Origin of the sequence: Streptomyces sp. MBT65, from assembly GCF_016612545.1 — a bacterium.
Taxonomy (GTDB): Bacteria; Actinomycetota; Actinomycetes; order Streptomycetales; family Streptomycetaceae; genus Streptomyces.
The window spans coordinates 1-11176 of sequence record NZ_JAENRY010000352.1 but is presented as its reverse complement, the minus strand read 5'-3'; the positions used below and the strand labels follow the sequence as shown (position 1 = coordinate 11176).

The window sequence follows — 11176 nt, the reverse complement described above, 5'->3', positions numbered from 1 at the left end:
TTCCGTACGCGCGAGCCGGCGGGCGCCTGCCCGGCGACCCGGTGCCCGACCCGGGCCTCGGCCCCGACGAGGGCCGGCGGATCCCGGACACCCGCGCCCTCACCTTCGTCCGCCGCCTGCCCCCACTGCTGCTGATCGTCGGCGCCTGCTACGACTACTTCACCCCGCAGGACTTCACGGCGGCCCCGTTCTTCACGGCCGCCCCGCTGGTCGCCGCCCCGCTCTACTCGCGGCGCGGCACCGTGCTCACCGGCCTGGCCTCCGTCGTCGTCGGTCTGGTGGTCCACCTCCGGCTCGGCATCGTCTTCCGCATGGACGCGATCACCGAGGCGGCCACCGTGGTGACGGTCGCCGTCCTCGCGGTCCTGATCAACCTCCTGGTCCGCCGCGGCAGGGAACAGCTCGCCTCCGCGCGCGAGATCGCCGAGGCCGCCCAGCGGGCCGTCCTGCCCGAACCGGCCGAGCGGATCGGCGGGTTCGCGATCGCGGCACGGTACGAGGCGGCGCAGGAGGGCGCGTTCATCGGCGGCGACCTGTACGCGGTGCAGGACACCCCGCACGGCGTACGGCTGGTTGTCGGCGACGTGCGCGGCAAGGGGATGGGCGCGGTCGCCGCCGTCGCGGTGGTGATCGGGGCGTTCCGGGAGGCCGCCGAGCAGGAGGCCACCCTGGAGGCGGTCGCCCAGCGGCTGGAGCGGGCGCTGGCGCGCGAGGGCACCCGGCGCGACGGGCTCGACGCGTTCGAGGGGTTCACCACCGCCGTCCTGGCCGAACTCCCGCACGGCGACGGCGTCGTACGGATCGTCGACCGCGGGCACCCGCCGCCGCTGCTCCTGCACGAGGACGGCACCGTGGACACGTTGCTCGTCAAGGAGCCCGCACTGCCCCTGGGCATGGGCGAGTTGGGGTTCTGGCCGGACCGCGCCGAGGAGTTCGCGTTCCCGGGCGGGGCCACGCTGCTGGTGTACACCGACGGGCTGTCCGAGGCGCGCGACGCCCGCGGGGTCTTCTACGACCCGGGGGAGCGGCTGGCCGGCCGGACCTTCCGCAGCCCCGAGGCGCTGCTCGACATCCTCGCCAAGGAGGTGCGCCGCCACTCCGGGGGCTGGATGACGGACGACATGGCGATGATCGCCGTACGCCATCCATGACGTCTGTCGCTGAGGGTGACTGAGCGACCGCCCTCCGCATAACAACTGACATACCGTCAATAGCTGTGGGAATTCTGAGACTTGGCCAACTCGCCCGTTTTTCGCCGGTGGTGGGCCGTTCGTCCAGCAAGGAAAGGTTAATGATCAAGCGGAACAGCTTGGAAAGGGGCGCCTGTGTCTATTAACGTTCGATAACGCAGCGCGGTCGTCCCAGCCGTCACAAGAGACAGCTCCGTGCGCACGCGCCGAATCCCGCAAGGGAACCGGGGAACCACCACTTGGGGTGAATCGCTCGTCGACAGCCGTGGGAACACGGCAGGTTGACGCGCGTAGGAGACCTTCCTGCTCCGAACCCGTCAGCTAACCCGGTAGGCGAGAAGGAAGGAAAGGAGCACGCCCACGTGGCGTCCAACCAGGCTGCCCCTGAAGCCCCTGTCGTCTACGGCGGTTACCGCCCCGACGAGGGCCCCTGGGAGGAGTGGAATCCCAGCGCGGAGTCCGTCCTTCCCAACCGCGGCAAGCACCGTGTCGCCAAGCAGCGTGGTGGCGGAGGATTCGCCCGCAGCTCCACCGTCCTGGGCGTCGGTGTCATAGCCGCCGTGAGCGCGGGCGGTATGGCCAGCGCCAACACGGGCAAGCCGCCGGTCTCCATATCCATGCCGGATCTGCCCTCCGTGGGCCATCTGCTGGACGACTCCGCCAGCGCTCCCAAGGGTTCCGCGACCGCGCTCAGCAGTATCGGCGTGGCCACCACCGAGACCGCCAAGGGCGGCTCGGACGCGGGTGAGCTGCTGCGCAACCGGATCATGGAGCAGGCCGAGCTCCAGCAGCTCCAGGTCGACGGCAAGTCGAAGGCCGCCGCCGAGGCCGCCGTCGCCAAGCAGGTCGACGCCGCTGCCGCCAAGGCCGAGAAGGACGCCGCCAAGAAGGCCGCCGACGCGAAGAAGGCCGCGGAGGCCGCCGCCAAGAAGAAGGCCGAGGCCGCGAAGCTCGCCGCGCTGGCCAAGCAGTACACACTGCCGGTCGGCTCGTACACGATCACCGGCACCTTCGGCCAGGCCGGCTCGATGTGGTCCTCCGGCTACCACACCGGACTCGACTTCGCCGCGCCCACCGGCACGCTGATCAAGGCCATCCACAGCGGCACGGTCACCGAGGCGGGCTGGGCCGGGTCGTACGGCTACCGCACGATCCTCACCCTCGACGACGGCACCGAGCTGTGGTTCTGCCACCAGTCCTCGATCAACGTCAGCGTCGGGCAGAAGGTCGCCACCGGTGACGTCATCGGCCGCGTGGGCGCCACCGGCAACGTGACCGGGCCGCACCTCCACCTGGAGGTCCACATCAACGGCGCGGCCACCGCGAGCGACCCTGCGCCCTGGCTGCGCAGCAAGGGCCTCAACCCCTGACACACCCTTGAACCACCTGCTGGAATATCCGGTTCCGGCCCGGCGGTTGACGTAGAGCATGACTTCTCTTCGCAAGCTGGGCCGGTCCGATCTGGAGATCTTCCCGCTGAACCTCGGCGGCAACGTCTTCGGCTGGACCGCGGACGAGGCGACCTCCTTCGCCGTGCTGGACGCCTACACCGCCGCGGGCGGCAACTTCGTCGACACCGCGGACTCGTACACGGCGTGGGTCGAGGGCAACAAGGGCGGTGAGTCCGAGACCGTCATCGGCAAGTGGCTCAAGGCCCGCGGCAACCGCTCCGACGTCGTCATCGCCACCAAGGTCAGCCAGCACCCCGAGTACCCGGGCCTGTCCGCCGCCAACATCAAGGCCGCGGCCGACGCCTCGCTGAGCCGCCTGGGCACCGACTACATCGACCTCTACTACCCGCACTTCGACCAGGTCGAGGTGCCGGTCGAGGAGATCGTCGGCGCGCTCGACGAGCTGGTGAAGGCGGGCAAGGTGCGGCACATCGCCGCCTCCAACATCTCCCCCGAGCGCCTCCAGGCCTCCCTCGACTTCTCCGACCGCGAGGGCCTGGCGCGCTATGTCGCGATCCAGCCCCACTACAACCTGGTCTCCCGCGACACCTACGAGGGCGAGCTCCGAGACGTCGCCGAACGCGGCGGCCTCTCCGCCCTGCCGTACTTCTCGCTGGCGGCCGGCTTCCTCACCGGCAAGTACCGCCCCGGTACGACCGTGGACAGCCCGCGGGCGGGCCGCGCGGCGCAGTACCTCGAATCGGAGCGCGGCGTACGGGTGTTGACCGCCCTGGACGAGATCGCCCAGGCCCATGACGCCCCCGTCGGGACGGTCGCCCTGGCCTGGCTCGCCGCCCAGCCCACGGTCGCGGCCCCGATCGCCTCCGCCCGCACGGTCGAACAGCTCCCCGCGCTGCTGGCCGTGGCCGAACTGGAGCTGACGGAGGCGGAGATCACCCAGCTGACGGACGCCTCCGCCTGAGGGCCGTCAGGACCGGTACGGGTTGTACAGCGGAGTCGCGTACGACCCGTACACCGGCGGCCACGGCGGCACCACCACCGGCACCGCAGGCGCCGTCCGCCGCGCCGCGTAGTCCAGCGCCGGCCGCGCGACCTCCCGGCGCAGCCACAGCTCGTGCAGCAACTCCCTTTCCCGTACGACGAATTCGGCGCCGGTGCGGCCCCGCGCGGCCCGGTGCCGCAGGACCGCCAGGGTGGTCGCGTACGCCTCGTACTGGGCCACCGAGCGGCCCGCCGGGCGGCCGAGGTGGTGGCGGGCGTACTCGCGGGCCAGCCGCCGCGCCTTCATCGAGCCGAGCACGAACGGTTCGGCCGGGGTCAGCCAGCCCGCGTAGACGTAGACGGGCAACTCCTCGCGCACGGTGCGCAGTTCGCGCTGCCGGGTCCAGACCGCGAGCCAGGTCAGCAGGCCGAACGAGGGGACCATGAAGACGCCGTAGACCTCGAAGAAGCCGTACTGGCCGAAGGTGGAGGAGCCGTTCCAGATCGCGTGCATGCCCATCGCGAGGAGCAGGCCGGTCAGCGGGACCAGGACGCGGCGGAGGTGGTGGCGGTCCGGGGAGAGCGCGGCGATGCCGAAGCCGATGCCGGTGAGGACGGTGAACAGGGGGTGCGCGAAGGGGGACATGACGATGCGCACGAAGAAGGTCGCCGCGGTGACGGAGGTGAAGCCGCGGTCGCCGGTGAGCTGGTCGGTGCCGAAGGCGGTGCCGAGGTAGAGGATGTTCTCGGTGAACGCGAAGCCGGTGGCGGTGACCCCGGCGATCACCACTCCGTCCACGATCCCGGTGAAGTCCCGTCTGCGGAACAGGAAGACCAGCAGGACGGCCGCCGCCTTCGCCGACTCCTCGACGATCGGGGCTATCACCGTCGCGCCGAGGGTGTCCGCGCTGGTCGGGTCGGCGGTCGTGGTCGCTATCCATCGGGTCGCGAAGCTGTTGGCGACGATGGCTATGAGGGCCGCGGCGCAGGCTCCCCACGCGAAGGAGAAGAGCAGGTTGCGCCAGGGGCCGGGGTCGACGCGGTCCAGCCAGCGGAACGCGGCGACCAGCAGCGGCACGGGCAGCACGGCGAGCCCGAGGCCCACCAAGAAGCCTTCCGTGCCCGTCTGTTGGCGCACCAGCGCGAGGATGACCAGGCCGGAGAGCGTGAGCAGGGTGATCAACGCGCCGTGCCGCACCCAGTTCCGCCGCCACCAGCGCTCGCGCCGCCCGTGCCCGGGCACACCACCGGCGAGGTGGCCGGGGTGCGGGGGGTACGACGAAAACGTGGCCACGGCATCGACCCTAACGAGGTAAGGGCACGGCCCGCGATGGAGCCTGGCGTCAGCGCTGGTCGTCGTGGGGTACGCGACGGAACAGCAGATCGTTCACCACATGTCCCTTGTCCAGTCCCTGGCCCTCGAAACGGGTCAGCGGCCGGAAGTCCGGACGGGGCGCAAAACCGCCGTCGGGTTGGCTGTTCTCGAAGTCCGGGTGCGCGCCGAGGACTTCGAGCATCTGCTCCGCGTACGGCTCCCAGTCGGTCGCGCAGTGCACGGTCGCGCCGGGCCTGAGCCGGGTCGCGGCGAGCGAGAGGAACTCCTCCTGGATCAACCGCCGCTTGTGGTGCCGCTTCTTCGGCCAGGGGTCGGGGAAGTAGACGCGCAGCCCGTCGAGCGAGTCCGGGGTGAGCATCTCGCGGAGCAGGATGATGGCGTCCCCGTTGGCGACGCGGATGGTGGACAGGCCGTGGTGCTCGGCGAGGCCCAGGAGGTTGCCCTGTCCCGGGGTGTGCACATCGGCGGCGAGGATGTTCGTCGCGGGGTCGGCCGCCGCCATCTGCGCGGTGGCCTCGCCCATGCCGAAGCCGATCTCCAGCACGACGGGGTTGTCGTTCCCGAACAACTCGGCCAGGTCGAGGAGCTGTTGGCCGTCGATGTCCAGGCCCCACTTGGGCCACAGGCGTTCCAGCGCGTCCGCCTGGTTCGCGGTCACCCGACTCCGGCGGGGCTGGAAACTTCGGATGCGGCGCTCGAAGTGGGAGCCGGCGGGGTCGGGCCTGGGCCCGTCGGGGAAGCGGGGTTCGCCCTTGGCTCGGACGTTGGGGGAGTCAGACACAATGGGGCGATTTTACGGGAGGGTGCGGGTGGTGGCGTCCGCCTGGGCGTCCGTCACGGCCCCGCGCCCCTTCAGCGGTACTGCGGTTCTCGGTGCAGTGCGGCCAGGGCCCGTCTGGCCACCTCTCTGCCGATGGGGAGGGAGGCGGTCGCCGCCGGGCTCGGGGCGTTGAGGACGTGGACCGTCCGCGGGCCCTCCTTGATGAGGAAGTCGTCGACCAGGGTGCCGTCCCGCAGGACCGCCTGGGCGCGCACACCGGCCGCCGACGGCGTGAGGTCGTCCGGTGTCACGGCCGGGAGCAGCCGCTGTACGGCCGCCGTGAACGCGCTCTTGGACACCGACCGGCGCAGCTCCCCCGCCCCGTACCGCCAGTGCTGTCGGGCCATGTGCCACACCCCGGGCCAGGCCGCCGTCGTCGCGAGCTCCCGGGGGCGTACGACGCCCCAGTCGTAGCCCTCGCGGGCCAGGGCCGGTACGGCGTTGGGGCCGAGGTGGACGCTGCCGTCGATGCCGCGGGTGAGGTGGACGCCGAGGAAGGGGAAGGCCGGGTCGGGTACCGGGTAGACCAGGCCCCGGACCAGCTCGGGTCGGGTGAGGGTGTAGTACTCGCCGCGGAACGGCACGATCCGCATCTCCGGGTCGTCGCCGGTGAGGCGGGCCACCTCGTCGCAGTGCAGTCCGGCGCAGTTGACCAGCACACGGGCGCGGACGATGTCGCCGCCGGTCGCGGTCACCGTGCGGACGGCGACCCCGCGCTCCGGGCGCCGGTCGATGTGGGCGACGCGCGCGCCGTAGCGGATCTCCGCGCCGGAGGCCTCGGCCAGGTGGCGGGCGACCTCGGTGTAGTCGCAGATGCCGGTCGTCGCGACCTGTATGGCCGCGAGGCCGCGCACCTCCGGTTCGTACTCGGCGATCTGCCCGGCGCCCAGCTCGCGCACGGGGATGTTGTTCTCCCGGCCGCGCTGCACGAGCGCGTGCAGACGGGGCAGCTCGGCCCGCTCGGTCGCGACGATCAGCTTCCCGGTGACGGCGTGCGGAATGCCGTACTCCGCACAGAACTTGACCATCTCGGCGGCGCCCCCCACCGCGTACCGCGCCTTGAGCGAGCCGGGCCGGTAGTAGATCCCGCTGTGGATCACCCCGCTGTTGCGGCCCGTCTGGTGGCGGGCGGGCCCGCTCTCCTTCTCCAGCACGGTGACCCGGGTGCCCGGCGCGGCACGGGTGATCGCATACGCCGTGGACAGCCCGACGATCCCACCACCGACCACCAGCACGTCACAGTCGTACCCCACCACGTGCACCACCTCCCGCCTCCGATAGTGCACTGCACCACTGACAGTGCCTTCAAACGCAGGGAAGGCGAATCACCGTGAGCGAGCCACGCAGACGACTAGGCGGGCGCCATCAACAGAGGCCGAGCCCTCTCCCGCAGCTCGACCACCCGCGGCTCGTCCCCGTACGGCTCCAGCCGGTGCAGCAGATCCTTCACGTACTCGGTCGTCCGCGCGGAAGAGATCCGCCCGGCGACCTCCACCGCCCGCACCCCCTGCTCACACGCCGCGTCGAGGTTCCCGGACTCCAGCTCGGCAACAGCCGAGACGACCAACCGGAGACCGTGCGAGCGCACGAACTCCTCCGTCGGCTTCGACAAGGCCTGCTCCGTGAACCGACGGACCTGGCGCGGCGCCTTCAAGTCCCGGTAGCACTCGGCCGCGTCCGCGGCGAACCGGTCGTAGCCGTAGAACCCGAGCCACGACGGATCGTTGTCGCCCTCCCGGGACCGCTCCAGCCACCCCTCCGCCGCCTTGAGCGCCGCACCGGCCGCCTGGGCGTCCCCCGCGCGCGCGTGGGACCGCGCCTCGACGAGCCGGAAGAAACTCATCGTGCGGGCCGTGGCGAGGCCTCTGTTGCGCTCCAGGGCGGCCTGCGCGAGGTCGACGCCCTCGTCGCCGAAGCCCCGGTAGGTCGCCTGCAAGGACATCGACGCCAGGACATAGCCCCCCAGCGGTACGTCCGCCGCCGCGCGGGCCAGCCGCAGCGCCTGGATGTAGTACCGCTGCGCCGCCTCCTGTTGGCCGGTGTCGAAGGCCATCCACCCCGCCAGGCGCGTGAGTTCGGCACTCGCGCCGAACAGCGCTCTGCCGACCTCGTCGGAGTACGAGCCGAGCAGCAGCGGTGCCGCCTCCACCCGCAGGCACTCCGGCACCATCGACGAACGCCAGTCACCGCCGCCGTACTTGGAGTCCCAGCGCCTGGCGTCCTCCGCGGCCTCCCGCAGCTTCTGCACGTCGCTGTGGCCGACTTTGAGCGGTGTCCCGGAGCTCTCCGCGGAGTTGGCCTCGCGCGCCACCGAACTGTCGGCCGGGGTTATGAGCCACCGTGAGGCGGGCGTTGCGTATGCGCTGACTGCGAACGACCCGGCGAGGGACTGCCAGATGCCGCCGGAGCCGGCCCGGCGGCCGGCGAGGTCGAGTCGGTACAACTCCGTCGCGGAACGCACGGCTTGGCCGACGTCCCGGGGAAAGGCGAGGCCCACTTCCGGTGCGGGATCCGCGTCCGCCAGGCCGATCTCGTGGAGCGGCACAGGGCGGCCGAGCTTCTGGCCGATGGCGGCCGCGATGAGGTGCGGGGCGGCGCCCTGGGGCACCATCCCCTTCGACACCCAGCGCGCCACCGACGTCTTGTCGTAGCGAAGTGTCAACCCGCGTTGAGCGCCAAGATCGTTGACGCGACGCGCGAGTCCTGCGTTGCTGATTCCCGCGAGGGCGAGAACGGTGCCGAGTTTTTCGTTCGGCCCGCGTTGCTCCCTGGACATGCGCCACCCCTCGACACAGACGGCTGCCGTTGTGGCATAACCACCCGGCATTCGTAAACCCAGCGTAGTTCGCCGCATCCCAAGCGTTAAGGGGCATTGTTCCGGATGGCGGGATTGTGGTCCGTACGCGAGTGCGGGGTTTGCACGCAGGGTTGCGACGTGCCCCCCGCCGTGTGGCCGTGCGCCTGTGCGTGCGCTCTTCTCCGGCCATCGGGGGAGCGGTTCCATGGATCGTGCGTGGGTCGGCCCGCTGTACTGGATCCAGTGGGCTGGGGGACACCGCCGCCTACATCCCCGCGGGCGGCGGACCGGTCCGGGAGGCGTACTCCGCCTCCCGGACTGTGCGCGGTGCGAAGCGGTGCGCACGGCATGTACGGAGCGTGCGCGAAGCCGTGCCCCTCGCGCCGATTTGGCCGAAAATCGCCCCTGCCTCTCGGCGCCGAATACCGCTCCTACCACGGGAGTTGAGGGCGCGTTAGGTGTTTTGGGGGAGCGTATCGGGGGCGCATTCGCGTCGCGGACGTAGGGTCTTCCTTGTCCGGTTGTCCCTCGTCCAGGGCGTCTTCACGCGATCTCAAGCGGCTTCTCCGGCCCTCCGGAAGGCGTCCTTCATGGCAGCATGGTGCCCAGTTCGTGCGGTGCACTGGTTGTCCACAGCCTGTGGAGGCGTCGATGCGGTGGTTGGTGGGATGGAGCAGTACCGCCGCTGGAGCCGCCGCGATCGGTTCCGCGGGGGCGACCGGACTCGACGGTGAGACGGTGCACCCGGTGGGGTCCCAACTCCTGTGGGGAGACCCGGATCCGCTGTGGGCGGTCGGCGACTGGCGGCCCGACGAGGTACGGGTCGTGAAGGTCGACGCCGAGACCCGCATCGCCGTCCTCGGCACCTGCGGCGCCACCGACGAGGAACTGCGCCTGAGCCTGTTCTCCGCGCGCGGAGGGGCACTTCGGCATCTGACGGCCTGGTCGGGCAGCTACACGGCGGTCGTCAAGGTCAACCGCCGCACCATGGTCTGCGGCGATCTCGCGGGCGCCAAGCCGGTGTTCTACACCCCCTGGGCCGGCGGCACGGCGTACTCCACGGCCGCGCTCCCGCTCGCCGACCTCATCGAGGCCAACCTCGACTTCGGTCATCTCGCCGCGCTCCTCGCCGCCCCGGACGTACCGGCCGCGCTGCACGACTCGACGCCGTACGCCGGGGTACGGCGCATTCCACCGGGGCATGCGCTGGTGCTGCGCGCCGGGGCGCGCGAGATCGCCGGGTACGAGCCGGTCGCCTCCCTCGCGGTCGCCGCGGCGGCCGTCGACCCGGACAGCGCGGTGGACGCCGTACGGGACGCACTCGTCGACGCCGTGCGCGTGCGGCTGTCCGCGCCCCGGCACGTTCCCGACATCGACCCCGGGCCGGTGCCCGGGATGGGGCCCGCCGAGCGGCGTGCCGCGCGCGGGATGCCGGTTCCCGGGATCGGGGCCGACCTCTCCGGGGGGCCCGCCTCCGGGACCCTGGCCCTGCTCGCCGCCGGGCTGCCGGGGGCCCCGGGCACGGTCCTGGGGCACGGCACCGGCGCGGGCGAGCGGCTCCTCGCCGTCACGTTCAACGATCTCGCCGTCCCCGGCCGCGAGTCCGAGGTGGAGCGCGCGGGCACCCTCGCGGCCAACCCCCGTCTGCACCACGTGGTGGTGACCGGCGGCGAGGACGTCCTGCCGTACGCCGAACTCGACGGCCCCCTCACCGACGAACCCGGCCCCTCCCTGATCACCGCCGCCCGCCACCGCGCCCGGCTCGCCGCGGGCAGCGCCGACCACTTCACCGGCTACGGCGCCCGACAGGTCCTGGACGCACACCCGGCCCGCCTCGCCGACCTCCTGATGGACCGCAAACGACGTCACCTGGTGCGCCCGGTGGCCGCGTTGGCGAAGGCGGACGGCTCGGTGATGGTCCCCGGGCGTGTGTACGGCGCCGCCCGCCGCCTCGCCCGTACGCCCTACGGCGCCGGCCTCGAAGTCCTCGCCGATCGACTTCTGCAGAAGCGCTTCGACGAGCCGGGAGGCGCCGTCGGGGCCTCCCTCGCCGCGCTCACCTGGGCCAGACCAGGGCCCGCCGCCCGTTGGCTGACCGGTGAGGCCCTGGCTGAAGTATCGGTTCGCCTACAAGGTGCGCCGAGCCGTCAGGGCAGCGGCCCGGGCCAGCGCCCCGGCGACTTCCGCGCGCGTGCCGCCCTCGCCCGCCACGCCTCCGACCTCCGCGTCCTGGAACAGGCCGCCGAGATCCGCTCCCAGCGCCTGCACACCCCCTTCCTCGACAACCAGGTGGTCCGCGCCTGCCGGTCCCTTCCCGAGGCGCTACGGGTGCGGCCGGGCGCCCGCGCGGAGATCCTGCGTACGGTCCTGGAGGGCGCCGGCGTCGGCGACCTCCCGCCCGGCTGGGGCGCCCCCTCCCACGCGTCGACGGCGGCCGCGGCCCGCAAGGGCCTGAGGGTGTCCGCGGACTCCCTGATGGACCTCTTCGCCACGCCGCTGCTCGCGCAGGCGGGCCTGGTCGAGGCCCGCGTCGTCCGCAAGGCCCTGCGCGCGGCGGCCCAGGGCGAGCCACTACCCCTGGACGGCCTCGCGGACCTGGTCTCCCTGGAACTGTGGCTGGGCCGCCGCGCGCAGGGCCTT

Annotated in this window: 8 protein-coding genes and 1 riboswitch; of the genes, 4 read left to right on the top strand and 4 right to left on the bottom strand. The window is 72.0% G+C overall.

The features are described 5' to 3' along the window. The 3 genes from JHN63_RS44045 to JHN63_RS44035 all read left to right on the top strand — a co-directional run. A partial coding sequence (locus JHN63_RS44045) for a PP2C family protein-serine/threonine phosphatase (protein WP_234478610.1) occupies window positions 1–1151 on the top strand: 1151 nt, incomplete at its 5' end. Between the two features lie 233 nt (window positions 1152–1384). Then, window positions 1385–1541, top strand: a riboswitch (cyclic di-AMP (ydaO/yuaA leader). 11 nt (window positions 1542–1552) lie between these two features. After that, the gene (locus tag JHN63_RS44040) at window positions 1553–2560 is read left to right on the top strand and encodes a M23 family metallopeptidase (RefSeq protein ID WP_200690753.1); all 1008 of its coding nucleotides are present in this window, start codon (window positions 1553–1555) and stop codon (window positions 2558–2560) included. A gap of 58 nt (window positions 2561–2618) precedes the next feature. Beyond that, entirely contained in the window at window positions 2619–3563 is a 945-nt protein-coding gene (locus JHN63_RS44035) for an aldo/keto reductase (protein ID WP_200690752.1), read from the top strand. A gap of 6 nt (window positions 3564–3569) precedes the next feature. On the opposite strand, the gene JHN63_RS44030 is transcribed toward JHN63_RS44035, so the two are convergent. The 4 genes from JHN63_RS44030 to JHN63_RS44015 all read right to left on the bottom strand — a co-directional run bounded on the left by JHN63_RS44030 (window position 3570) and on the right by JHN63_RS44015 (window position 8515). Further along, a complete protein-coding gene (locus tag JHN63_RS44030) occupies window positions 3570–4877 on the bottom strand; it encodes a PrsW family intramembrane metalloprotease (RefSeq protein ID WP_374222996.1) in 1308 nt (435 codons plus the stop codon). 49 nt (window positions 4878–4926) lie between these two features. Further along, window positions 4927–5700, bottom strand: coding sequence for a tRNA (guanosine(46)-N7)-methyltransferase TrmB (gene trmB, locus JHN63_RS44025; RefSeq protein ID WP_307782131.1), 774 nt, complete (start codon window positions 5698–5700; stop codon window positions 4927–4929). Between the two features lie 71 nt (window positions 5701–5771). Next, window positions 5772–6995 carry an L-2-hydroxyglutarate oxidase gene (gene lhgO / locus JHN63_RS44020; RefSeq protein ID WP_307782130.1) on the bottom strand — a complete coding sequence of 408 codons (1224 nt, stop codon included), beginning with the start codon at window positions 6993–6995 and terminating at the stop codon, window positions 5772–5774. Window positions 6996–7090: 95 nt separating this feature from the next. Beyond that, a complete protein-coding gene (locus JHN63_RS44015) occupies window positions 7091–8515 on the bottom strand; it encodes an MFS transporter (protein WP_200690750.1) in 1425 nt (474 codons plus the stop codon). Window positions 8516–9187: 672 nt separating this feature from the next. Between JHN63_RS44015 and JHN63_RS44010 the strand changes: the two genes are divergently transcribed. After that, window positions 9188–11176: asparagine synthase-related protein (locus JHN63_RS44010; protein WP_200690749.1), on the top strand; the 1989-nt coding region annotated here is incomplete at its 3' end.

Excerpts from the sequence above, each read along its gene's own strand:
- JHN63_RS44035 (WP_200690752.1), top strand. The coding sequence starts at position 2,619 with ATGACTTCTCTTCGCAAGCTGGGCCGGTCCGATCTGGAGATCTTCCCG.
- JHN63_RS44015 (WP_200690750.1), bottom strand. The coding sequence starts at position 8,515 with ATGTCCAGGGAGCAACGCGGGCCGAACGAAAAACTCGGCACCGTTCTC.